The organism is Arthrobacter sp. 05T47, assembly GCF_056395825.1.
In genome coordinates this window covers 24403-47601 of record NZ_JBFTKG010000013.1, presented here as the reverse complement: position 1 = coordinate 47601, position 23199 = coordinate 24403, and the positions used below count along the sequence as shown (strand labels likewise).

The window sequence follows — 23199 nt, the reverse complement described above, 5'->3', positions numbered from 1 at the left end:
GCGCCCCTGCCTCGGGTGTGACCTACGTGTGCATGCGGCTGCTGACCCGGGAGAGGTCGGCCGCGCCGATCAGCCCGGCGTTCGGTCCGAGGGCCGCAAGCTCGATTTCGGCGGCAGGCCGGAAGCCACGGCCGGTGAGGTTCCGGGCGAAGGCCTTCCGGGCGGGTGCGACGAGCAGCTCGCCGGCATCACAGAGTCCGCCGCCGATCACGAACTTCCCCGGGTCCAGGGCCGCCGCGAGGTTGGCCAGGCCAAGGCCCAGCCATTCCCCCACGTCCTCGAGGAGTTCGCGGGATGTCGGGTCCCCGGCCTTGGCCAGTTCGGTCACGATCACACCCGTGATGCGTCCGACGTCGCCGTCGACAGCCTTGAGCAGTTCCTGGGCCACCGGGGAATTCGCGGCGGCCAGTTCCCTGGCCTCACGGCCGAGGGCATTGCCTGAGGCGTACTGCTCCCAGCAACCCCGGTTGCCGCACTCGCAGCGGTGGCCGCCCGGCATGATGATCTGATGGCCGAACTCCCCGGCCACACCGAAGCGGCCGCGTTCCACCCGTCCGTCCATCACCATGGCGCCGCCGATCCCGGTGCCCAGGGTGATGCAGACCAGCCGGTCCTGTCCCTGCCCGGCGCCGAAGCGCCATTCCGCCCAGGCGGCGGCGTCGGCGTCGTTGGTCAGCAGGACGGGGCGGCGCAGCAGCCGCTGCAGGTTATCGCGCAGGGGTTCATTGCGCCAGGCCAGGTGCGGGCTGAAGAGGACCGTCGCGCCATCCAGGTCCATCCAGCCGGCGGCGCCGATGCCGACCGACCAGATCCGGTGCCCTGCGCCCAGTTCTTTGACCAGTTCGACAATGACCTGCTCCACGGCGCGCGGGTCGTTGCCCGGGGTTAAGCGTTTCGCCTGGCTGAGGATCCGGCCGTCGGCATCGACCACGCCGGCGGCGACCTTGGTTCCCCCGATGTCGACGCCGATCGCCAGGCCCTTGCGGCCGAGCCGCAGCGGTGAACGAAGGTCGTGCCCGGCCGCGGCGGCCGCTCCGGCCAGGGCCCGGCTCCGCCAGGCGGCGGTCCGGCGGCGCAGGCCGGGCTGCCGGCCGGGTGTTGGTGTCTGCATGGTGCCCCATTCTATTCGCCGGGGTCCACACAACCGCGCAGGCGAAGCAGCATGACGTCGGTGCACTACACCACTGCCTGAGGCAACAACGCGGCCCTGCCGCCGACGTTCCCGGCACTCCGGACTGGCGGAACGGCGGGCCTGACCGTAAAGTTACTGGCCAGTAGGTGTCGCAGAACACACCATCCCGGGACCGCATACTAGGCTTAGCGGTACCCGTTGCGGGCCTATGGATACCAAAGGAGCTGTCGTGCGAGAAATGATTGTCCCGCCCCTGGTGAATGTCGATCCGGACACCAACGTCACCGATCTCGTGGTGCGCCAGGCGGCCAAGGCCTCCAACCCGGCCCTGTTCTCACGGCTCGATGCGGCAGGCCAGTGGCAGGACGTCCGTGCCACGGATTTCCTGGCCGACGTCACGGCCCTCGCCAAGGGCCTCATGGCCAGCGGCGTGGGCGCCGGCGACCGCGTCGGCATCATGTCCCGCACCCGGTATGAATGGGCCCTGATCGACTTCGCCATCTGGTTCGCCGGCGCCGTCTCAGTCCCGATCTACGAAACGTCCTCCCCCTCGCAGGTGGCCTGGAACCTCGGCGACTCCGGCGCCGTGGCCGCATTCGGCGAATCCGCGCACCACGAGGACATCATCCGGCAGGCAGCGACCTCCGAAGGGCTCACCGCCCTGCAGCACGTCTGGCAGCTCGAGGGCGACAGCCTGGACGAGGTCCGTGCGGCGGGAGCCGGCATCAGCGACGCCGAGCTCGAGGCGCGGCGCAGCCAGGCATCCCTGAGCGACATCGCCACGATCATCTACACCTCCGGAACCACCGGCCGGCCGAAGGGCTGCGAGCTGACCCACGGCAACTTTGTGGAACTCTCCGAGAACGCCCTGGCCACATCGCTGGGCACGATTGTGCACGAGCAGGCCAGGACCATCATGTTCTTGCCATTGGCGCACGTCTTCGCACGCTTCATCTCCGTGCTGGCCGTGGCCGCCGGCGTCACGGTGGCGCACACACCGGATATCAAGAACCTGCTGCCGGATCTGCAGAGCTACAAACCGACCTTCATCCTCGCCGTCCCGCGCGTCTTCGAAAAGGTCTACAACTCCGCCCTGACCAAGGCCGAGGACGGCGGCAAGGGCGCCATCTTCCACCGCGCCGCGGACACCGCCATCGAATTCTCCCGGGCGCGGCAGGCCGGCAAGGTGGGCCTCGTGCTGAAGCTCAAGCACGCCTTGTTCGACAAGCTCGTCTACGCCAAGCTCCGGGCCGCCATGGGCGGGCACGTCTCCCACGCCGTGTCCGGCGGCGGCCCGCTGGGTGAACGGCTGGGCCACTTCTTCCAAGGCATCGGCATGCAGATCCTGGAAGGCTACGGGCTGACCGAAACCACGGCGCCGGTCACCGTGAACACCCCGGACCTGATCAGGATCGGTACCGTCGGCGCCCCGATCCCGGGCAACTCCGTCAGGATCGCGGACGACGGCGAGATCCTCGCCAAGGGCGTATGCGTCATGCGCGGCTACTACAAGCGCGATGACCTGACCGCCGCGACGTTCGACGACGGCTGGTTCCGCACGGGCGACATCGGCCAGCTGGACGAGCAGGGGTTCCTGACCATCACGGGGCGCAAGAAGGAAATCATCGTCACGGCCGGCGGCAAGAACGTGGTCCCCGCCCTGCTGGAGGACCAGATCCGGGCGGACGCGCTCGTCTCGCAGGTGCTCGTGGTGGGCGACAACCGCCCGTTCATCGGCGCCCTCGTGACGCTGGACGAAGAAGCCCTTCCCGGCTGGCTGGGCCGCCACGGGCTCCCGGCCTCGACCTCGCTTGCCGAGGCTGCCGAGAACCCCGCGGTCAAGGCCGCCGTCCAGGAACTCATCAACCACGCCAACCAGTCGGTGTCCCAGGCCGAGGCGATCAAGTCCTTCCGGATCGTGCCGGCCGACTTCACCGAGGCCTCGGGCCACCTGACCCCCTCCATGAAGGTCAAGCGCGCGCAGGTGCTCAAGGACTTCGAGAACGTGATCGAGGAAATGTACAGCGCCAAGCGCACCACCCTCGCCTAGGCCGCGCCCACGCGTTGTTGTGCGTGAAACGCAGAAGGGTCCTTCCAGCTTTTGCCGGAAGGACCCTTCTGCGTTAAGCCGGCGAGGGTTGCTGTGCCCCCGCTGTTCGGCTGCTATTCAACGACCAGCAGCAGGTCCCCGCCCTGGACCTGTTCGATCGCGCCGACGGCGAGGCGCGCCACGGTGCCGGCCACCGGCGTCGTGATGGATGCCTCCATCTTCATGGCCTCGATCGTGGCAACGGTGTCGCCGGCCTTCACGGTGTCCCCTGCCTTGACGGTCAGGGTGACGGCGCCGGCGAACGGCGAGGCCACCTGGCCCGGCTGGGAGGTGTCGGCGCGTTCGGCCGCCTTGACGTTGCTCACCACGGAGCGGTCGCGGACGACGACGGGCCGGGACTGTCCATTGAGCGTGCACATGACCGTGCGCATGCCCTTCTCGTCCGGCTCGGAGACGGCCTCGAGCGAGGCGATCAGGTGGACGCCCTTTTCGAGCTCGATCTCGTGCTCCGCGCCGCGCTGCAGCCCGAAGAGGTAGTCGCGCGTGTCCAGCACCGAAAGGTTGCCGTAGGACTCGACGCTCTTCAGGTAGTCCTTGGTGGGACCGGCGAACAGCAGGCGGTTGAGCGTGCCGCGGCGGGTCTTGGAGTCGGCGTTCAGCCCGGCACTGTCCTCGGCGCTGAGTTCGACGTCGCGGACCTTGATGGTGCGGCCCTGCAGGGCCTTGGTCCGGAACGGCTCCGGCCAGCCTCCCGGCGGGTCGCCGAGCTCGCCGGAGAGGAAGCCGATCACCGAATCCGGGACGTCGTACTTCTGCGGGTTCTCGTTGAAGTCCGCGGGATCGGCGTTAAGGCCCACCAGGTGCAGGGCGAGGTCGCCCACCACCTTCGACGACGGTGTCACCTTCACCAGGCGGCCGAGGATCCGGTCTGCCGCGGTGTACATGTCCTCGATCGCCTCGAACCGCTCGCCAAGGCCCAGCGCCATTGCCTGCTGGCGCAGGTTGGAGAGCTGTCCGCCCGGAATCTCGTGCTGGTATACCCGGCCCGTGGGCCCCGGCAGTCCGGACTCGAACGGCGCGTAGACCCGGCGGACGGCTTCCCAGTACGGCTCAAGGGCACAGACGTTGGTGAGGCTGAGCCCGGTGTCACGCGGCGTGTGGGCCAGCGCGGCGACAAGGGCCGAGGCCGAGACCTGGCTGGTGGTGCCGGCCAGGGAGGCCGAGGCCACATCCACGGCGTCCACGCCGGCGTCCACGGCCGCGAGGAGCGTGGCCAGCTGGCCGCCTGCGGTGTCGTGGGTGTGCAGGTGGACGGGGAGGTCGAAGCGCTCCCGCAGCGCCGAAACGAGGCGCGCCGCGGCAGCCGGACGCAGCAGCCCGGCCATGTCCTTGATCGCGAGGATGTGTGCCCCGGCGTCGACGATCTTCTGCGCCAGCTCCAGGTAGTAGTCCAGGGTGTAGAGCGTCTCGTCCGGATCCAGCATGTCCGCGGTGTAACAGAGGGCAACCTCGGCGACGGCGGTGCCGGTCTCGCGGACGGCCCGGATGGCCGGGGCCATCTGGTTGACGTCGTTGAGGGCATCGAAGATGCGGAAGATGTCGATGCCCGTGGCGGCGGCCTCGTTGACGAACGCCACCGTGACCTCTTCCGGGTAGGGCGTGTAGCCGACGGTGTTCCGGCCGCGGAGCAGCATCTGCAGGCACAGGTTCGGCATCGCCTTGCGCAGGGCAGCAAGCCGGTCCCACGGGTCTTCGCCGAGGAAGCGCAGGGCGACGTCGTAGGTCGCCCCGCCCCAGGCCTCGACCGAGAGCAGCTGCGGGAGCAGCTTGGATTCGGCCGGACCGGCCGCCACGAGGTCGCGGGTGCGTACACGGGTGGCGAGCAGGGACTGGTGCGCGTCGCGGAAGGTGGTGTCCGTGACGGCCACGGCGTTCTGCGCGCGCAGGGCCCGGGCAAAGCCTTCCGGGCCGAGTTCCAGGAGCCGCTGGCGCGATCCCGGCTGGGCCTTGGCGTTATCGAGGGCCGGCAGCTTGTCCGCCGGGTCCGTGTGGACCTTCAGTTCGCCGTTGGGCTTGTTGACGGTCACATCGGCGAGCCAGGTCAGGAGCTTGGTGCCGCGGTCCGCCGAGACCCGCGCCTTCAGCAGCTGGGGCCGTTCGTCAATGAAGGAGGTGGCCACGTCGCCGGCGACGAAGTCGGCGTCGTCCAGGACGGCCTGTAGGAAGGAGATGTTGGTGGACACGCCGCGGATGCGGAATTCGGCCAGCGCCCGGCGGGCCCTCGCCACCGCGGCCGGGTAGTCGCGGCCGCGGCAGGTGAGCTTGACCAGCATGGAGTCGAAGTGCGGACTGATCTCCGCGCCCGAGTAGACGGTGCCGCCGTCGAGCCGGACACCGGCGCCGCCGGCTGACCGGTAGCCGGTGATCTTGCCGACGTCGGGACGGAAACCGTTCGCCGGGTCCTCCGTGGTGATGCGGCACTGCAGGGCGGCGCCCTTGAGCTGGACGGTCTCCTGCGAGAGGCCCAGGTCCGCGAGCGTCTCGCCGGAGGCGATGCGCAGCTGCGCCTGGACGAGGTCGACGTCGGTGACTTCCTCGGTGACGGTGTGCTCGACCTGGATGCGCGGGTTCATTTCGATGAATACGTGCTGGCCTGCGCGCTCCCCCACTGTGTCGACAAGGAATTCGACCGTGCCGGCGTTGACGTAGTTCAGCGCCTTCGCGAATTTGACGGCGTCGCGGTACAGGGCCTGCCGGATRCCCTCGTCRAGGTTCGGSGCCGGCGCGATYTCGATGACTTTCTGGTGGCGGCGCTGGATGGARCAGTCRCGCTCGAAGAGGTGCATGACGTTGCCCTCGGCGTCGGCCAGGATCTGGACCTCAATGTGGCGCGGGCGCAGGACAGCCTGCTCAAGGAACATTGTGGGGTCCCCGAACGCGGCGTCGGCTTCGCGCATGGCGGCCTGCAGGGCCTCAGGCAGCGCCTCGCGGGTGTCGACGCGGCGCATGCCGCGCCCGCCGCCGCCGGCGACCGCCTTGGCGAAAATCGGGAAGCCGATCTCATCCGCTGCAGCAATCAGTTCGTCCAGGTCCTTCGACGGCTGGCTGGACTTCAGCACAGGGACGCCGGCCTTGCGGGCGGCCTCGAGGGCTGCAACCTTGTTGCCCGCCAGTTCCAGGACCTCCGCCGGCGGGCCGACGAAGGTAATGCCGGCCTCCTTTGCGGCACGCGCCAGGCGCGGGTTCTCGGAGAGGAAACCGTAGCCGGGGTAAATGGCGTCCGCCCCGGCCTCCTTGGCTACGCGCACCACCTCGTCCACGTCCAGGTATGCCCGGACCGGGTGGCCTTCCTCGCCGATCAGATACGCCTCATCGGCCTTCTGGCGGTGAATTGAGTTACGGTCCTCGTGGGGAAACACAGCGACTGTCTTGGCACCCAGCTCATAGCCCGCGCGGAAGGCGCGGATCGCGATTTCGCCGCGGTTGGCCACCAGAATCTTAGAAAACATACTTCTCCTGCATCATCGCGGGCGGTATCGGTAAGTGCTCACAGTGTCTAGGACCTGTGTGGGCAAACACAAATCATTGTGGCCACTGTCACAGCATTATCCGTCACGGACGCCGCGATAGGCAGGGCCCCAGCCTGAGAGCTTTCTCCGCCTGTCCGGTTCACGAGGTTCTGGCGCTCCGGGGGCGGATGAAACGGGTTTCGCCGGAGCATCAACATATGATGAGTGGGTGGGTGGCGCATGCACGCCCCGGCTCCGAAGAACGCAGGAGCCGGCACGACCCCGTCTCGGCAACCGGCGTTAGGTATTGGTTTTTCAAGTGCAAGTAGTGAGCATCAGCAGCCTCAAAGGCGGTGTCGGCAAGACATCCGTGACCACCGGACTGGCGTCGGCGGCATTGGCCGCCGGCATCCCCACACTCGTCGTCGACCTTGACCCGCACGCTGACGCCAGCACCGCCCTGGGCGTGAGCCCGGACGATCAGCTCGATATCGGCAGGATGCTCAGGTCGCCCCGGCGGGCACATCTGGCGGACAACGTGGTTCCCAGCGGCTGGGTGGAACAGGCCAGAACCAACGGCGCCAATGGCACAGCGCATTCCGGCGCGCAGGCTTCTGTCCTGGACGTGGCCGTGGGCTCTGCCTACACGGGTATCTACGACCGGCCGGATCTGGGCCGCCGCGACCTCCGCAGGCTCTCTGCCGTCCTGGCCGGTGCGCAGAACTATGATCTGGTTCTGGTCGATTGCCCCCCGTCGCTGAACGGCCTGACCCGGATGGCGTGGTCCGCGAGCGACAAGGTGACCCTGGTGGCCGAGCCCGGGCTCTTCTCGGTGGCCGGCACGGAGCGCACCATGCGCGCCATCCAGCTGTTCCGCCAGGAGTTCGCCCCCAAGCTCTCCCCCGCCGGGATCGTGGCCAACCGGGTGCGCAGCGGCTCAGCCGAGCACACGTTCCGGCTCTCGGAGATGGAGTCCATGTTCGGCGACCTGCTCCTGAGTCCACACATCCCGGAGCAGGCCAACTGGCAGCAGATCCAGGGCGCCGCCCACTCCATCCACCACTGGCCCGGGGACTCGGCCAAGAATGCCGCCGCGCTTTTCGACGCCCTCCTGCAGAACCTGCTGCACCCCAACGGCCTGGCCCCTGCCGGCACGGTCCGCAACCGCAGCCTGCGCTAACCGGAACGGTTGGAACTGCCAACCCCGTTCCAGCGCAACGAATGAGGCCGCCTTCCCTGTTTGGGAGGCGGCCTCAGTCTGTTCTGTATCTGTAGCGATTCTGTATCTGTAGCGGTTCTGTATCTGTAGCGGTGGGCGCTAGCCGATCTTGCGGGCTGCGCGGCGCTTGCTCAACTCGTCGTCGGGAAAGGACTGCTCCGCGGCGTGTTCGCTGGGAAGAGCAGCGAGGCTTCCTTCCACCTCGCGCCAAACACGGCCTACGGCGATGCCGAACACCCCCTGGCCGCCCTGGACGAGATCGATTACTTCATCGGCCGACGTGCATTCATAGACGCTCGCGCCGTCGCTCATGAGCGTGATCTGGGCGAGGTCCTCGACGCCGCGCTCCCGCAGGTGCTCCACGGCGGTGCGGATCTGCTGCAATGAGACCCCGGTGTCCAGGAGCCGCTTGACCACCTTGAGGACCAGGATGTCCCGGAAGCCGTAGAGCCGCTGCGAACCGGAGCCGGCCGCGCCACGGACGGCGGGCTCGACAAGTCCGGTGCGTGCCCAGTAGTCGAGCTGGCGGTAGGTGATGCCGGCCGCCTTGCAGGCGGTGGGACCGCGGTAGCCCGCGTCTTCGTCCAGAACGGGAAGATCCTCGGTGAACAGCAGGCCTTGGGCACCGCTGGCGGGCACAGCAATGCCGGCCGTTGCGGCCTGCTTCAGCTCGCCTGCTTCGCCTTTCGGACTCACGTGGACCCTCCTTGTCGTGAGTTCCCCTGAGTAAGTTGCATCGGCAGCAATGTTCATGAACAGCTGCATGACACAAGGTGATGATTCCACCCGTGTAATTCAGCCGGGGCTGCACTTTCCAGTGTGACTTGCGCGGCTACCGTATGCAATGGGAACTTGTACCTCCGACGTTAGGCCTGCCGGGGCCCAAGGTCAAAGACGTTGGGGCTATTCGGCGGGCGTGTCGAAACTTTCATCCTCGGCTTTAACCTTTGGGGCCGCCACAGCCGCCCCGGGAGTGTCAGAAAACACTCCTGTAACAGGAGCACCAGCGATCCCGGCAGCTCTCCTGGCGGCAGTGGCGGGCGGCTGTTCAGCCACCGAAGTCTTCGGGTTCGACGTCGTCGAGGAACTCGCGGAAGCGGCGCAGTTCGCCTTCCTCGTCCACCGCGGGGCTGGGATGCGTGTCCTCGCCCTCGTCGTGTTCGGTGATCCGGACGCCGGCCTCGTCCATGACGGCGTCGGCACACCAGATCCGGCACTTGGCGCGCAGGGCAAGCGCCAGGGCATCCGAGGCCCGGGAGCTCACGGTGGTTCCGTTCTCGAACTGCAGCTGTCCGTAGAAGATGTTGTCCTCCACCGCCACGATGTTGACGCTGACGATCGTGTGGCCAAGGGCCTCCACGACGTCCACCAGGAGGTCGTGGGTCATCGGCCGGGGCGGGATGACTCCCTGCTGGGCCAGGGCGATGGCACTGGCTTCCGGGGTCCCGATCCAGATCGGCACATGGCGCTCACCGTGGATCTCCTTGAGCAGGACAAGGGGCTGGTTGGACGGCAACTCAATCCGCACGCCGACAATCTCCACCTCAATCATCAGATGTCCATCCTCGAGATCCGGTCATGGACCAGCGCCTGGTGCAGGGACAGGCAGAGGTCGCTGATCTCCCGGGCGGCCTCGGCGGCCCGGGCGTGGGAGGCGGCATCCTTGCGGGAGGTCAGCGTGGCCACGGCGCGTTCCACGAGCCCGAACTCGCGGTCGGCGGCCGCCTGGAACGGCCGCAGGTGGCGGGGTTCCAGTCCGTGGCTCTCCAGCTGGACGCAGGCGCGCGCCACCTGCAGGGCGTGTTCGTCGAACTTGCCGTTGACATGGCCGATCAGGCCGTAGCTGAGCAGCGATTCCAGCAGCGGGACGCTTGCCCCGGATTCGGCGCGGAGCTGCTCCTCGCTGAGCCGGCGCGTACGGCCCTGCAGCTCGGTGGCGAGCTGCTCGGAGACGATCCGCGGCGAGACCGTGACGCCGGCTGGCAGGTTCTCCGGCCGTTCGCCCCGGTCGATCGCGTCAAGGTAGTCCTTGATGACCTTCAGGGGCAGGTATTGGTCACGCTGGAGGGCCAGGACGAAGCGCAGCCGTTCGACGTCGTTCTCCGAATACTGCCGGTAGCCAGCAGGCGTCCGCTTGGGGTTGATGAGTCCCTTTTCTTCAAGGAACCGGATTTTTGACGCCGTCATGCTGGGAAAGTCGTCGCTCAGTTGAGCCAGGACTTCCCCGATGTTCAGAACCTGGGGTCCGCGCCGATCCGCTTGTGCCGTGGCCACAGGCAACTACCCCGGAATCAGACGTTGCCTGCTGCGCGGGCAGGGCTGAGGTAGAAGGTGAGGCGGAACTTGCCAATCTGGACCTCGTTACCGGACTTCAGTTCCACGGAATCCACGCGGTCGTGGTTGACGTAGGTGCCGTTGAGGCTCCCGGTGTCCACAACCTCGAAGCTGCGCGCGGTGCGGCGGAATTCAACGTGCCTGCGGGATACCGTGACGTCGTCGAGGAAGATATCGGCGTCCGGGTGGCGGCCCGCCGTCGTGACGTCAGAATCCAGCAGGAACCGCGCACCGGCGTTGGGGCCGCTGTGCGCCACGAGCAGGGCCGATCCGAAGGGAAGGGCCTCAACGGCCGCCCGCTCCTCGGTCGAGAGCTTCGGCGTGAAGTTGGGTTCGTCGCGCACCGGAGTGAGGTTGATCGACGTGGTCTCCGAAGCTTTCACTCCACCCGTGCCGTAACCGTCACCGGTGTCGTTCCGTTCGTGCCCAAACATTGAGTCCTCCTCATTCGTTGCAGGTGTCCCCCCTGCAAACAACGCATGCCGTCCGGGAAAGCCTCGCAGTCCCGGTATGGAGGCCTTTCGGCGGGGTGCGGCTTGTTTTGTTTTCCCAACAACACTTTCCGGCGACCCCGGCCCGAACGACCTGTGTCTTTAGCCTACCTGCTGTTCATACTCGGATGCACTGAGCAAGGACTCGACCGCGTCGGCTTCCGCGAGCCTGATTTCAATCAGCCAGCCATCACCGTACGGATCGGAGTTAATAAGGGCCGAATCGGTGTCCAGGGCCTCGTTCCGGCCCACGACTTCGCCGGTCACCGGGGCGTAGATGTCGCTGACGCTCTTGGTGGATTCGACCTCGCCGACCACGTCGTTGGCCTTGATGGTTGTCCCCACCTCGGGCATCTGGGCGTAGACGACATCCCCGAGGGCGTCCTGGGCAAAATCGGTGATGCCCACGCGCACAACCCCGTCGGCGTTGGGGGCCGAAACCCATTCGTGTTCTGCGGTGTAGGACAGGTCTTCGGGAATGATGCTCATGACGGGCCTTTCATCGGGTCAATCACCTATGCGGCGGCAGTCGTTTGTTCTAGCCGCCGCTGAAAGTATAGGCATATCGGGCAGGGGCCGGGGAGGGATCTGAGAAGATGGTGCGATGGCAGAGCATGCGCCGCTGAGCATCAGGAATGTGGACAACCGGGGCGCCGGGATTCTCCGGGCGCGCCAGGGCTAGGCCATGCCTGAGCTTCCGGAAGTTGCGGCACTGGCGGACTTTTTGGACCAGCACCTGCGCGGAGCAGTGGTGGCGAAGATCCAGCTGGTCTCTTTTGCCGTGCTCAAGACGGCAGACCCGCCCTATTCCGGCCTCGAGGGCCGGGCTATCACGGGAGTGCGCCGGTTCGGCAAGTTCGTCAGCGTCGAAGCAGACGGGCTGTTCTTCGTCTTCCATTTGGCGCGGGCCGGGTGGCTCCGGTTCACGGACTCCCCCACGGACACACAGCTGAGAATGGGCAAGGGCCACATCGCAGCGCGGCTGACATTTACCGGCGCCCACGGCCCGGTCGGCATGGACCTGACCGAGGCCGGCACGAAAAAGAGCCTCGCGATTTACGTGGTCCGCGATCCCTACGACGTGCCCGGCATCGCGGCGCTCGGACCTGATCCGTTCAGTCCCGGCTTCGACGTCGGCACTTTCGCGGCGATCCTCGCGTCCAGTTCCCAGCAGATCAAGGGCGTGCTGCGGAGCCAGGGCGTGATGGCCGGCATCGGGAATGCCTACAGCGACGAGATCCTGCACGCGGCCCGGACCTCGCCGTTCGCCATCGCCAAGTCCCTGGACCCGGCGGACGTCCAGCGGCTCTACGACGCCATCCACAGCATCCTGGGAACTGCTATGGAAGAAGCCACCGGCAAGCCGCCCAACGAGCTCAAAGACGCCAAGCGGAGCCATATGAGGGTCCATGGCCGGACCGGCGAAGCGTGCCCGGTGTGCGGCGACACGGTCCGGGAAGTTTCCTTTGCCGACTCGGCCCTGCAGTACTGCCCGACGTGCCAGACGAAGGGAAAGATCCTGGCCGACCGCCGGACGTCACGCTTCCTGAAATAGGCGGTTTCTGTGACACGCGCTGCCGGTGACAGGCGCCGCACCCCCAGCCCCTTGCGCTGGCGCCTCCCGGCGAACACGATACAAGGACACCTTTCACCGGCGCCTGAGGGAGTTGCCTTGATGCGAATGCTGATTATGGGTCCCCCGGGGTGCGGCAAGGGCACCCAGGCTGAACGATTGTCCGGGCGCCTCGGCATCACCGTGGTCTCCACCGGCGAGGTTTTCCGCGACCACGTGAAAAACCGGACGCCGCTGGGCAGGGAAGTCATTGTGCATCTGGACGCAGGCGACCTGGTGCCGGACACCCTGACGAACCGTGTGGTGCGTGAGCGCCTGGACCAGGACGATGTCAGGGGCGGGTTCGGTTTTATATTGGACGGGTATCCCCGAAACACGGCGCAGCTGGCTGAGCTGGACGCCATCCTTGCCGCCAACGGGCAGGCGCTGGACGCAGCACTCCAACTGAGCGTCGACGACGCCGAACTCGTCAGCCGTTTGCTCCGACGCGCCACCATGACCGGACGCAGCGACGACACCGAGGACGTCATCCGGCACCGTTTGGAGCTCTACCACCAAGAAACCGAGCCCGTGGCCGCTGCCTGCTCACAGCGCGGGATCCTCCTGAGCGTGGACGGCACGGGAAACGAGGACGAGATTTTCGGGCGGCTCCTTGCTGCGCTGCGGGCGTCCTTCCCCGATGCAATCCCCGATGCCACCACGGCCACGTAGTGGCCCTTGAGGCACTCGCGGCGCTCACGCCACTAGCGGCGCCAGAGGCACCCAAGGTGCTTAAACAGCAAAGGCCGCCTCCGGATTTCTCCGGAAGCGGCCTATGACCTGCTTTTGTTGGTCGGGCTGACAGGATTTGAACCTGCGACCCCTTGACCCCCAGTCAAGTGCGCTACCAAGCTGCGCTACAGCCCGCTGGTTCTGCCGTTCTCCGCTGGGAAGCTGACCTGGATTCTCTCCAGATTTTCTTCCAAGCAGTCCGGCCGAACCACCTTGAAAAGCTTACACGATCCAAGAGGGTGCCTGTGACATTTTGATGCTGTCACGGGCAAGGTGTGTCGGAATTAACGTTTCTTGCCACGCTTTTCGCGCACACGCATGTTGACCTCGATCGGCGTGCCCTCGAAACCGAAGGTCTCGCGGAGACGCCGGGTGATGAAGCGGCGGTACCCCGGGTCCAGGAATCCGGTGGTGAACAGCACGAACTTCGGCGGGCGGCTTGACGCCTGGGTGCCGAACAGGATGCGGGGCTGCTTACCGCCGCGGACCGGGTGCGGGTGCGCGGCCACGAGTTCGCCCAGGAACGCGTTGAGTCGTCCSGTGGGGATGCGCTTGTCCCAGCTTTCCAGGGCAACATCCAGGGCCGGGACGAGCCGGTCCTTGTGCCAGCCTGTTTTGGCCGAGATGTTCACCCGCGGCGCCCAGGCCACGTGAGCAAGGTCCTGCTCGATTTCGCGCTCCAGGTAGCGGCGGCGTTCGTCGTCGAGGAGGTCCCACTTGTTGAAGGCGAGAACCAGCGCGCGGCCGGATTCGACGGCGAGCTGCAGGATGCGGACATCCTGCTCGCTGAGCACCTCGTCCACGGCCAGGAGCACGACGGCGACCTCGGCCTTTTCGAGCGCACTCTGGGTGCGCAGGGAGGCGTAGAAGTCTGCGCCCTGGGCCATGTGCTGGCGGCGCCGGATTCCGGCGGTGTCCACGAAGCGCCACGTGCGTCCGCCGAGTTCGATGAATTCGTCGACCGGGTCCCGGGTGGTGCCGGCGGTGTTGTCCACCACCACGCGCTCGGAACCGGCGAGCTTGTTCAGCAGCGAGGACTTGCCGACGTTCGGGCGGCCGATCAAGGCGATGCGGCGGGGACCGCCGGAACGTTCGAGTCCCTCGATCAGGGAGTATTCCGGGAGCGTGTCCATGACGTGGTCAAGGAGGTCGGCCACGCCGCGGCCGTGCAGGGCCGAGACGGGGTACGGCTCACCGAAGCCCAGGCCCCACAAGGTTGCGGAGTCCGCTTCCTGCGCGAAGTCGTCCACCTTGTTGGCCACCATGATGACCGGCTTCTTGGACTTGCGCAGCATCTTCATGACGCCTTCGTCGGTGGCGGTGGCGCCCACCGCGGAGTCGACGACGAACAGGACGGCGTCGGCGAGTTCCACGGCCATCTCGGCCTGTTCCGCGACGCGGGCGTGGATGCCGCGGGCGTCGTGTTCCCACCCGCCGGTGTCCACTACCGTGAAGTTGCGGCCGTTCCATTGCGCCGAGTACATGACGCGGTCGCGGGTGACGCCGGGGGTGTCCTCGACCACTGCCTCGCGACGGCCCAGGATCCTGTTGACCAGGGTGGATTTGCCCACGTTGGGCCGGCCGATGATGGCCAGGACGGGGTCCAGTTTGACCGGACCGTCAAAGTCCTCGTCGTCGAAGTGGCCGCTCAGCAGGGCGGCGTCGTCTTCGTCCAGCTCGTAGTCGTCCAGGCCGGCGCGAAGGGAGGCCGCGCGGAGCTCCGCCTCGTCATCGTCCAGGGCGGCAAGGTGTTCAGCCACCTGGTCGGTGCCGGTGGGCGTGTATTCGTCTTCGCCGGCGCCAAAATTGCCGGAGGTTTGAGTCGTATCGCTCATTGCACTTTCCTTAGGTGGTGATCTGCCGGCGTCCCGGCTACTGCTTCATGACGTTCGTGCGGTGATTCCGCGTGGGGCAGGGACTGCCCGGTTCTTAGTACTGAGTCCTGGACATGGCGCGCTAGCGCGGCCCGAATTTCGGTTCCCGCCCTGTCCATTGAAACACGGCCGGTCTCACCGGGCCTGCGGCTGACGTTGATGGCCCCGCCAAAGCTGACATGCAGCCGCCGGCGGGGGGCGGGTACCGTGTCCAGGTGTTCGCCGCCGATTCTGGTGCCCAGGATGGCCACGGGAACCACGGTGGCGCCGGAGTTCAGCGCCAGCCAGGCGACACCGTTGTTGATCGCGGCGGCCCCGCCGCTCCCCCGGGTGCCTTCGGGCAAAATCCCGACACACCGTCCGGCGCCGAGCAGGCTCCGGGCCGTGGCCAGGGCAGCACGGCCGCCGAGGCGGTCAACGGGAAGCTGGCCCGAGGCCGCCAGGACACGGCCGAGGAACCCGGTGAACATCTCCTGTTTGACGAGGATGTGCATGGGCCGCGGCGAGGCGCCGAACATGACGGGTCCGTCGAGGAAGCTGATGTGGTTCCCTGCGAAGATCACGGGGCCTGTGGCGGGGACGTTGGAGCGTCCCGTGACGGAGGTGCGGTAGACGAGGTGGTCCAGGAGCCATCCCACGGGACGGCTCCACGCCGTCGTCCACCGGCCGGGCAGGCAGGCCTGCACGCTCGCCGGTGCTCCGTTGCCGTCAGTCACCGGGGACGGCCCGGTGCCGTGCGGTGCTCTGCTTGACAACGGGGTGATTGACAACGGTGTCCACGATGTCGAGCGCGGCCTGCACCGTCTCGTCAAAGTCCAGCTCCGAGGAGTCCAGGGTGACTACGCCGTCGGCGGCGGTGGTGAAGTTCACCACCGTGGAGTCCTTGGCGTCGCGGTGCGTGACCTGGGCGGCAAGCTGCTCGGCGTTCTGGCTCCCGCCCAGCTGAATGCCGCGGCGGCGCAGCCGGGCTTCCTCGCTGGCGGTCAGCAGCATCCGGACCTCGGCCCCGGGCGCGACGACGGTGGTGATGTCCCGGCCCTCCACCACCATGCGGCGGTGGTGCTTTTCGATCAGTTCGCGCTGCCGGCGGATCAGCTCGGTCCGCGCGCCCAGGGTGGTGGCAACGGCGCTGACCGCTGCGGAAATGGCGGGTTCCCGGATGGCGAGAGTGACATCGTGCCCGCCGACGCGGACGTACTCTTCCTGCGGGCTCGTGCTGATCTCCAGCGGGAGGGTCTCCGCTGCGGTCTCGACGGCCGACGCGTCGTCCAGGTCCGTGCTGTTCTCCAGGCAGAACCACGTCAAGGCACGGTACATCGCGCCGGTGTCGAGGTAGGCCAGTTTCAGACGGCGGGCGACCTCTTTGCTGACGCTGGATTTGCCGGAGCCGGAGGGGCCGTCGATGGCGACCACAAGGCTTTTTCCGGGGCGGACTATGTCCACTGTCTCGATGAGTTCTTGAGTCATTACTGGAGTACCCGCCATCCGCGGTCGTTGAGGGCTTCTATCAAAAGATCGTGCTTGTTAGGCAGCACGGAAATTTCCACCATACCCACGTTCTGTCCCGAGGAGTGGTCGAGCCGCAGGTCCTCAAGGTTGACGCCGATCTCGCCGATCTCGGTCAGCAGCTTCGCGATCTGTCCCGGCGTGTCATCCACCAGGACCGTCAGCCACGAGTAGGCCTGCGGCGGTCCACCGTGCTTGCCCGGAATCCGGGACTGGCCGGCGTTGCCTTCGCTGATCAGCTGGGCAAGATCCAGCCGGGCGCCGGGAGCGGTGGGGGCCTCCAGGGTGCCGATCAGCCGGTTGAGGTCCTCACGGACCCCGTGCAGGATCTCAACCACCTTGTCCGCGTTCGCACCCAGGATCTGGACCCAGAGGGTGGGATCGCTCGCGGCGATCCGGGTGACGTCCCGCAACCCGTTTCCGGCCAGGGACAGCGCGTGCAGGGGCGTGCCCTGCAGGCGGCTGGCCACGAGCGAGGACATCACCTGCGGCAGGTGGGACACGAGCGCCACGGCTCCGTCGTGTTCGTCGGCGCCGAACTCGGACACGACGGCGCCAAGATCGCCCGCCAGCGCACGCGCCACGCGGATGGACTCCGGCAGAGTTTCTTCCGCCGGGCACACCACCCAGGGCATGGAGGTGAACAGCTCGCCGCGGGCGGCGACAGGGCCGGATTTTTCGCGTCCGGCCATGGGATGGGTGCCCACGTAGCGGCCCAGGTCGGCGCCGCGGCTGCGGAGATCGGCAAGGATGCGTGCCTTCACACTCGCGATATCCACCACGACGGCGGCAGGGTAATCCTGCAGCGCTTTGGCAACGACGTCCGCCGTGACGTCCGGCGGCGCAGCCACGACGACGAGCTCCGGCTCGCCTTCGAGGCGCGCCAGCGGCAGCCCGGCGCCGATGTCGACGGCGACAGCCTGGTTGGTCGGCGACGGATCCGAGAGGAACACCGCCACTCCGCGCCCCCGCAGCCCCAGCCCGATGCTGGTGCCCAGGAGCCCGGAGCCCACCACGATCACGGGGCCGTTCAGGTGGCCCCGGCCTTGGGTGCGAAAGGCGGACATGCTTACAGCCCCACGGATGCCAGCAGGTGGCCGACTTCCTGCTTGCCGAGGTTGCGGATGCTGCCCTGGCGCTGGTCGCCCAGCCCGATGGGGCCAACCTTGACCCGGACCAGGCGCAGCACGGGGAAGCCGACGGCGTCGAACAAGCGACGGACGATTCGGTTCTTGCCAGAGTGCAGCACGACCTCGATCAGCACGTGCCCGGGAGTGGAGTCCACGAGCTTGAAGGAGTCCACCGAGGCGATGCCGTCCTCGAGCTCGACGCCGGCCTTCAGTTCCGCGCCCACGCCCTGGGGGAACGGCCCGCGGACCTGCACGAGGTAGGTCTTGGGCACTTCGTAGGACGGGTGCGTCAGGCGGTTGGCGAGCTCGCCGTCGTTTGTCAGGAGCAGCAGGCCCTCGGTGGCGACGTCGAGCCGGCCCACGTGGAAGAGGCGTTCGCCGTGGTGGTTGCGGACGAAGTCGCTGATGCACGGGCGTCCGTCCGGGTCCTCCATGGTGGAGACAACGCCCTTGGGCTTGTTGAAGACCATGTAGACCATGTTCTCGTCCAGCTGGATGCGCAGGCCGTCAACGTGGATCACGGCTGTCTTGGGGTCGACGCGGACGCCGAGCTCGGTGACGACCTGGCCGTCGACCTCCACACGGCCTTCGGCGATCATTTCCTCGCATACGCGCCGTGAGGCGACGCCGGCGGAGGCCATGACCTTCTGGAGGCGGGTGCCGTCGGCGTCGTGCAGCTCAGACTGGGGCACTTCGCGGCGCGGTCCGCGGTTGCGGCCGGGCTTGCGTACCGGTCCGAGGTTCTGGCCGAAGCGTTCGCTGCCGAACGCGCGGGGACCGGCGAACTTGGCGGCGCCGGTGCGCGGCTTGGGCTTGAGGGCGCCGGGGGTGCCGGGGGCCTTGCCGGAGCCGGGCTTGCGCGCGGCGGCCTTGCGGGCTGCTTCCTTGCCCGAGGGCGCCTTCGACTTCCAGTCAGCGGAACCCTGGCGGGCCGCCGACGGCGCGCCGTCCTGTCCCTGCAGGTCCGGATCGATGAAGGCCTCTTCGCGGGGCTTGGGGTGCTTGAAGGGGCGGTCTCCGCCGCCCTTGTATCCGGCTCCGCCGCTGCGGCTGCCGCCGTATCCGGCTCCGCTGCTGCGGCCCGAGCCGCCCTGCGGCCGGCCTGAGCCCTGTGACTTGTTTTGTCCGGCACTGCTTTGACCGGCACTGTTTTGTCCGGCACTGCTTTGTCCGGCACTGTTGCGTCCCGAACTGTTACGTGGTGAACCCTGGCGTCCCGCCTGTGTCATGACCCGTCCTTACGTTGTTGGCCTGCGGCCGCTGTCTCCCGACAACACCCGCCGGCCGGGCAAATTGTTCTGCCCGCTGGATACTCTTTGTGCAGGCGTGGTGCCTGCGTAAAGCCTGAATTAATACTGCTACATACTTCCTGCGTCGTAGTATTCCTCGATCCCTTCCAGACCTGGAAGGTGGGGGGAAAGCTGCGGCAGTTCAGCCACGGAGCCAATTCCCATCCGCTCGAGGAAATACGATGTCGTGCGGTACAGGATTGCCCCGGACTCGGGATCGGTTCCCGAGTCCTCGATCAGCCCCCGCTGCGTCAGCGTCCGTACGACAGAGTCAACATTGACTCCTCGAATTGCAGACACCCGCGCCCTTGATACGGGCTGGCGGTAAGCGATGACGGCGAGCGTTTCGAGCGCCGCCTGCGTCAGCCTGGCTGTTTGTCCCTCCAACACGAATTCGCCAACAATCTCGGCGAACTCCGCGCGGGAATAGATCCGCCAGCCTCCGGCGATATTCCGCAATTCAAAACCCCGGGGGGCGGCATTGTGGCCGACTTTCTTGCCGACTTTTTTGCCGGCCAGGGTGGCGACGTCCGCATCCGGGGCATTAACAGTATAGCCGTTATACTCACGCTGCAGTTCAGCGAGGAGGGACTCGACGACGTCGACCGTCAGGTTCAGCCCGGCGGCCAGCGCCGTGGCCGTGGCCGGTTCGTCGATCACCATCAGCACGGCTTCCAGGGCAGCGCGGGCGCCGCCGGGCAGGCTCGCAACGTCCAGGGCAGTGTCCGATCCCGTGTCCTGCTGCGGGTCAGGCAATCGTTCGTTCACGGCTGGTCCTCGTATTCTTCACTCAGGTTTTCGCTGCTCCACTCCTGGGTATCCGCCGTCCAGTGCACGGTCAGGTCGCCGAGTGGCAGGAGCTGGTCGAAGCCCACGGCGCGGTCGCGGAAGAGCTCCAGCAGCGCCAGGAACCGCGCCACCACCACCAGTGTGGATTCGGCGTCGGCGATCAGCGCCCGGAACGTCAGCGGCGTACCCAGCCGCAACCTGGCCCCCAGCAGCTCGGCCTGTTCCTTGACGCTCACGGGCGCACCGTGCAGGTGCGCGAGGCCCACTTCCGTGGGGGCTGCCTCCTTGGGCTTGAGGGCTGCCTCGGCCAGGCCGGCGAACTGTTCGGGGGTGTGCCGCCACAGCAGTTCCGGAAGCAGTGCGGCAATGTGCCCCTCCAGGGCAACCTGCCGGGGATACCGCCGGGCTTCAAGTTCGAGGGTCGAGCCCATCATGCCGGCCACGTGCTTGAAGGCCTTGTACTGCAGGAGCCGGGCGAAGAGGAGGTCCCGGGCTTCCAGCAGGGCGATGTCCTCGTCGTCCTCGACTTCGCCTGCGGGCAGCAGCCGGGCCGCTTTGAGGTCCAGGAGGGTGGCCGCGATGACCAGGAATTCGCTGGCCTCATCCAGCGCCCATTCTTCCCCGAGCTTCTGCAGGCCCCTGATGTACTTGATGAACTCGTCAGTGACCGTGGACAGCGCCACCTCGGTGATGTCCAGCTGGTGCTTCGAGATCAGGCCGAGCAGGAGGTCGAACGGGCCCGTGAAGTTGGCCAGCCGCACCTCGAAGCCGGGCTTCTTCCCGGCCGGCCCTGCAGAGTCCGGACGTGCGTCCAGCTCCGCGGGCATGTCGGGACTTGCTGGCGGAGCGAAGGCGCCTGCCACGATCCTGGCTAGGGCGCGCCGCCGCGCGAGATCAGCTCTTTGGCCAGGCGGCGGTAGGCGTCGGCACCGACGTGGTTGCCCGCGTAGGTGGTGATGGGCTCGGCCGCAACCGTGGCGTCGGCAAACTTGATGGAGCGCTTGATGACTGTTTCGAAGACCTTGTCACCGAAGGCCTCCACCAGGCGGGCGATTACCTCGCGGCCGTGCAGGGTCCGGGCGTCGTACATCGTGGCGAGCACGCCGTCGACCTGCAGGCGCGGATTGAGGCGGTCCTGGACCTTGTCGATGGTTTCCACGAGCAGCGCCACGGCGCGCAGGGCGAAGAATTCACAGATCAGCGGGATGATGACGCCGTGGGCAGCCGTCAGCGCATTGACGGTGAGCAGGCCGAGTGAGGGCTGGCAGTCGATCAGGACGACGTCGTAGTCGTCCTCGACCTTTTTCAAGGCCCGGTCCAGGACCTGCTCGCGGGCCACTTCGTTAACCAGCTGCACCTCGGCGGCAGAGAGGTCGATGTTGGCAGGAAGCAGGTCAACGTTTTCCACGCCGGTCTTTTGGATGGCGTCGCGGATGTCCACTTTGCGGTCCATCAGCACGTTGTACACGGTGAGGTCGAGTTCGTGCGGATTCGTGCCGAGTCCCGCGGACAGGGCGCCCTGCGGATCGAAGTCGACAAGGAGCACGCGGCGGCCGTACTCAGCCAGGGCTGCAGCGAGGTTGATGGTGGACGTGGTTTTGCCCACCCCGCCCTTCTGGTTGACCATGGCGATGACCCGCGCAGGACCGTGGGAGGACAGCGGTGCGGGCTCCGGAAAGTCGCGTTGGGGCCGCCCAGTGGGGCCCATGACGGCGTCTTCCAGATCGAGTTCGATGCCTTCCAGAGTTGCTGAACCCTGTTCGCTGCTCACGTATCTATCCACACTTTCGATGACGGTGATTGTCGTGCTTCATATTCCTGCCACCGGGCCCAGGGCCCAGCACGTTCCTCCCAAGGTTACAGCGCCCGGCGCGGTATTCGACGGACCTTGACAACCGCCGTCATCTGAGCCTTGAGGTTCCGGTAGAACTCGAAGGTTCCCGCCCGGGGCGGGAGGGTGTAACCACGGCCCGGCCTCCGCAGCCACGGGCCGGGCGGACAAAAAACTGCCCGGACGCTGGTCGGCGTCCGCGCAGTTTTCCGTAGCTACAGGATCAGATAGCGTCCGGGTCAGGCGTTTGCCAGGACCGGCTGGGCCGGCTGTTCCGGCTTTTCGGTGACGTCCTGCTCTGTGGTCTGCACAGCGGTGTGGCCGGCGAGCATGGTCTCTTCGTCGAAGGGCTCGGCACCGGCGAGGACACGGTCCACGCGGTGTCCGTCGATCTCCTTGACCCAGGTGCCGATCAGCACGGTGGCGACGGCGTTGCCGGTGAAGTTGGTCAGGGCGCGGGCCTCGGACATGAACCGGTCGATGCCGACGATCATGCCCACGCCGCCGAGCAGCTGAGGAGCATGCGCCTGGAGTCCGGCGGCTAGTGTGGCGAGGCCGGCGCCGGTAACGCCGGCGGCACCCTTGGAGGCGATGATCATGAAGACCAGCAGGGAAACCTGGGCGCCAAGGTCCAGCGGCGTGCCCATGGCGTTGGCGACGAAGAGCGCGGCCATGGTCAGGTAGATGGCGGTGCCGTCCAGGTTGAAGGAGTAGCCCGTGGGCACGGTGACGCCGACCACCGGCTTGGACACGCCGAGGTGTTCCATCTTCGCGATCAGGCGGGGCAGCGCGGCTTCGGAGGAAGACGTGGAGAAGATCAGCAGGTATTCGCGGCCGAGGTACCTCATGAGCTTGAAGATGCTGACGCCGGCGACCACCTTGAGCAGGCCGCCGAGGATCACCACGATGAACAGGGCGCAGGTGATGTAGAAGGCGCCCATCAGGGTGGCCATGCTGATGATGGCCTGGAAACCGGTAGCACCGACGACGGCGGCGATCGCACCGAAGGCTCCGACGGGAGCCAGCCACATGATCATGATGAGGATGCGGAATACCAGGKCCTGTCCGTAGCCCACGGCCTTGAGGATCGGGGCTCCCTGCGGGCCCATCTTCTGCAGGGCGAAGCCGACCAGGATCGCGGCGAGCAGAGTCGGCAGCACGGGAATGTCGCCCGGGATGATGCCAAGCAGGAAGTCAACGGTGCTGTCGACCGCCGCCTTCTTGTTCGGATCGTAGGGGGCGAGCTTGAGGCCCTCGCCCGGGTGGATCAGGTTGCCCACCACGAGGCCGATCGCCAGGGCAAAGGTGGACATGACGACGAAGTAGCCGAGCGCCAGGCCGCCGACCTTGCCGACTGTGGCGGCCTTGGCGATGGAACCGATGCCCAGCACGATCGTGCAGAAGATCACCGGCGCGATCATCATCTTGATGAGTTTGATGAAGCCGTCGCCCAGCGGCTTGAGGGATTTGCCGACCTCGGGGAACATCAGACCGATGACGGCACCTGCAATGACGGCGACGATGACTGCAATGTAAAGGTAGTGGGACTTGTCCAGTCCCTTGCGCTTCTTGGCCAGCGTTGCGGCCGGTGCTGCCGACTCTCCTCGTTGAGAGGCCATGGTGTTCTCCTTGGATAGGCTGGACTTTCGTGAGGCCCACTCTGTGGTCCGGTCACTGTCCGTTCTTGCGTGTAACCCCATC

At 66.9% G+C, this 23199-nt stretch carries 20 protein-coding genes and 1 tRNA gene; 4 read left to right on the top strand and 17 right to left on the bottom strand.

Annotated features, from left to right (window positions below; genetic code table 11):
* Positions 1-22: 22 nt before the first annotated feature.
* Positions 23-1111 (bottom strand): ROK family glucokinase, encoded by a 1089-nt coding sequence (locus tag AC1DEY_RS11300; RefSeq protein WP_476868012.1) that lies wholly within the window; start codon positions 1109-1111, stop codon positions 23-25.
* A 250-nt stretch (positions 1112-1361) separates the two neighbouring features.
* Here AC1DEY_RS11300 and AC1DEY_RS11295 point away from each other — a divergent pair, with 250 nt between their 5' ends.
* Positions 1362-3182 carry an AMP-dependent synthetase/ligase gene (locus AC1DEY_RS11295; RefSeq protein ID WP_476868011.1) on the top strand — a complete coding sequence of 607 codons (1821 nt, stop codon included), beginning with the start codon at positions 1362-1364 and terminating at the stop codon, positions 3180-3182.
* Positions 3183-3295: 113 nt separating this feature from the next.
* On the opposite strand, the gene AC1DEY_RS11290 is transcribed toward AC1DEY_RS11295, so the two are convergent.
* Positions 3296-6691 (bottom strand): pyruvate carboxylase, encoded by a 3396-nt coding sequence (locus AC1DEY_RS11290; RefSeq protein ID WP_476868010.1) that lies wholly within the window; start codon positions 6689-6691, stop codon positions 3296-3298.
* A gap of 319 nt (positions 6692-7010) precedes the next feature.
* Here AC1DEY_RS11290 and AC1DEY_RS11285 point away from each other — a divergent pair, with 319 nt between their 5' ends.
* Entirely contained in the window at positions 7011-7871 is an 861-nt protein-coding gene (locus tag AC1DEY_RS11285) for a ParA family protein (protein ID WP_476868009.1), read from the top strand.
* A gap of 138 nt (positions 7872-8009) precedes the next feature.
* Here AC1DEY_RS11285 and AC1DEY_RS11280 read toward each other — a convergent pair whose 3' ends face one another.
* The 5 genes from AC1DEY_RS11280 to gcvH form a co-directional block, all read right to left on the bottom strand.
* A complete protein-coding gene (locus AC1DEY_RS11280) occupies positions 8010-8606 on the bottom strand; it encodes a MerR family transcriptional regulator (protein ID WP_441410391.1) in 597 nt (198 codons plus the stop codon).
* 352 nt (positions 8607-8958) lie between these two features.
* Entirely contained in the window at positions 8959-9462 is a 504-nt protein-coding gene (locus AC1DEY_RS11275; RefSeq protein WP_441410392.1) for a bifunctional nuclease family protein, read from the bottom strand.
* Positions 9462-10184, bottom strand: a complete 723-nt coding sequence (gene ftsR, locus AC1DEY_RS11270) for a transcriptional regulator FtsR (RefSeq protein WP_476868008.1) — start codon at positions 10182-10184, stop codon at positions 9462-9464. The genes AC1DEY_RS11275 and ftsR overlap by 1 nt, the downstream gene beginning before the upstream one ends.
* 17 nt (positions 10185-10201) lie before the next feature.
* Positions 10202-10678, bottom strand: coding sequence for an FHA domain-containing protein (locus AC1DEY_RS11265; RefSeq protein ID WP_028275906.1), 477 nt, complete (start codon positions 10676-10678; stop codon positions 10202-10204).
* A 159-nt stretch (positions 10679-10837) separates the two neighbouring features.
* Positions 10838-11224: a glycine cleavage system protein GcvH gene (gene gcvH / locus AC1DEY_RS11260; protein ID WP_441410394.1), complete on the bottom strand. Its 387-nt coding sequence runs from the start codon at positions 11222-11224 to the stop codon at positions 10838-10840.
* 196 nt (positions 11225-11420) lie between these two features.
* On the opposite strand from gcvH, the gene AC1DEY_RS11255 reads away from it, so the two are divergent.
* Positions 11421-12290, top strand: a complete 870-nt coding sequence (locus AC1DEY_RS11255; protein ID WP_476868007.1) for an Fpg/Nei family DNA glycosylase — start codon at positions 11421-11423, stop codon at positions 12288-12290.
* A 126-nt stretch (positions 12291-12416) separates the two neighbouring features.
* Positions 12417-13019, top strand: a complete 603-nt coding sequence (locus AC1DEY_RS11250) for an adenylate kinase (protein ID WP_476868049.1) — start codon at positions 12417-12419, stop codon at positions 13017-13019.
* 118 nt (positions 13020-13137) lie between these two features.
* Here the strand turns inward: AC1DEY_RS11250 and AC1DEY_RS11245 are convergent.
* The 10 genes from AC1DEY_RS11245 to AC1DEY_RS11200 form a co-directional block, all read right to left on the bottom strand.
* Positions 13138-13214, bottom strand: a tRNA-Pro gene (locus tag AC1DEY_RS11245).
* A 149-nt stretch (positions 13215-13363) separates the two neighbouring features.
* Positions 13364-14914, bottom strand: a complete 1551-nt coding sequence (der, locus tag AC1DEY_RS11240; protein WP_441410396.1) for a ribosome biogenesis GTPase Der — start codon at positions 14912-14914, stop codon at positions 13364-13366.
* Positions 14911-15591 (bottom strand): lysophospholipid acyltransferase family protein, encoded by a 681-nt coding sequence (locus AC1DEY_RS11235; RefSeq protein ID WP_476868048.1) that lies wholly within the window; start codon positions 15589-15591, stop codon positions 14911-14913. The genes der and AC1DEY_RS11235 overlap by 4 nt, the downstream gene beginning before the upstream one ends.
* A gap of 70 nt (positions 15592-15661) precedes the next feature.
* On the bottom strand, positions 15662-16420 hold the full coding sequence (gene cmk / locus AC1DEY_RS11230; RefSeq protein WP_476868006.1) for a (d)CMP kinase: 759 nt from the start codon (positions 16418-16420) through the stop codon (positions 15662-15664).
* On the bottom strand, positions 16420-17526 hold the full coding sequence (locus AC1DEY_RS11225; RefSeq protein ID WP_476868005.1) for a prephenate dehydrogenase: 1107 nt from the start codon (positions 17524-17526) through the stop codon (positions 16420-16422). The genes cmk and AC1DEY_RS11225 overlap by 1 nt, the downstream gene beginning before the upstream one ends.
* A gap of 2 nt (positions 17527-17528) precedes the next feature.
* On the bottom strand, positions 17529-18818 hold the full coding sequence (locus AC1DEY_RS11220; protein WP_476868004.1) for a pseudouridine synthase: 1290 nt from the start codon (positions 18816-18818) through the stop codon (positions 17529-17531).
* Positions 18819-18947: 129 nt separating this feature from the next.
* Positions 18948-19541 carry an SMC-Scp complex subunit ScpB gene (scpB, locus tag AC1DEY_RS11215; protein WP_476868047.1) on the bottom strand — a complete coding sequence of 198 codons (594 nt, stop codon included), beginning with the start codon at positions 19539-19541 and terminating at the stop codon, positions 18948-18950.
* Positions 19542-19642: 101 nt separating this feature from the next.
* Positions 19643-20494, bottom strand: a complete 852-nt coding sequence (locus AC1DEY_RS11210) for a segregation and condensation protein A (RefSeq protein WP_476868003.1) — start codon at positions 20492-20494, stop codon at positions 19643-19645.
* Between the two features lie 44 nt (positions 20495-20538).
* A complete protein-coding gene (locus tag AC1DEY_RS11205) occupies positions 20539-21438 on the bottom strand; it encodes a ParA family protein (RefSeq protein ID WP_476868002.1) in 900 nt (299 codons plus the stop codon).
* A 299-nt stretch (positions 21439-21737) separates the two neighbouring features.
* Positions 21738-23117, bottom strand: a complete 1380-nt coding sequence (locus AC1DEY_RS11200) for a cation:dicarboxylate symporter family transporter (protein ID WP_476868001.1) — start codon at positions 23115-23117, stop codon at positions 21738-21740.
* Between the last annotated feature and the right edge of the window lie 82 nt (positions 23118-23199).

Coding starts and splice junctions, on each gene's coding strand:
- scpB (WP_476868047.1), bottom strand. CDS start 19,541: ATGGTGATCGACGAACCGGCCACGGCCACGGCGCTGGCCGCCGGGCTG.
- AC1DEY_RS11220 (WP_476868004.1), bottom strand. CDS start 18,818: ATGACACAGGCGGGACGCCAGGGTTCACCACGTAACAGTTCGGGACGC.
- gcvH (WP_441410394.1), bottom strand. CDS start 11,224: ATGAGCATCATTCCCGAAGACCTGTCCTACACCGCAGAACACGAATGG.
- AC1DEY_RS11275 (WP_441410392.1), bottom strand. CDS start 9,462: ATGATTGAGGTGGAGATTGTCGGCGTGCGGATTGAGTTGCCGTCCAAC.
- AC1DEY_RS11300 (WP_476868012.1), bottom strand. CDS start 1,111: ATGCAGACACCAACACCCGGCCGGCAGCCCGGCCTGCGCCGCCGGACC.
- cmk (WP_476868006.1), bottom strand. CDS start 16,420: ATGACTCAAGAACTCATCGAGACAGTGGACATAGTCCGCCCCGGAAAA.
- AC1DEY_RS11255 (WP_476868007.1), top strand. CDS start 11,421: ATGCCTGAGCTTCCGGAAGTTGCGGCACTGGCGGACTTTTTGGACCAG.
- AC1DEY_RS11210 (WP_476868003.1), bottom strand. CDS start 20,494: ATGCCCGCGGAGCTGGACGCACGTCCGGACTCTGCAGGGCCGGCCGGG.
- AC1DEY_RS11250 (WP_476868049.1), top strand. CDS start 12,417: ATGCTGATTATGGGTCCCCCGGGGTGCGGCAAGGGCACCCAGGCTGAA.
- AC1DEY_RS11265 (WP_028275906.1), bottom strand. CDS start 10,678: ATGTTTGGGCACGAACGGAACGACACCGGTGACGGTTACGGCACGGGT.
- AC1DEY_RS11225 (WP_476868005.1), bottom strand. CDS start 17,526: ATGTCCGCCTTTCGCACCCAAGGCCGGGGCCACCTGAACGGCCCCGTG.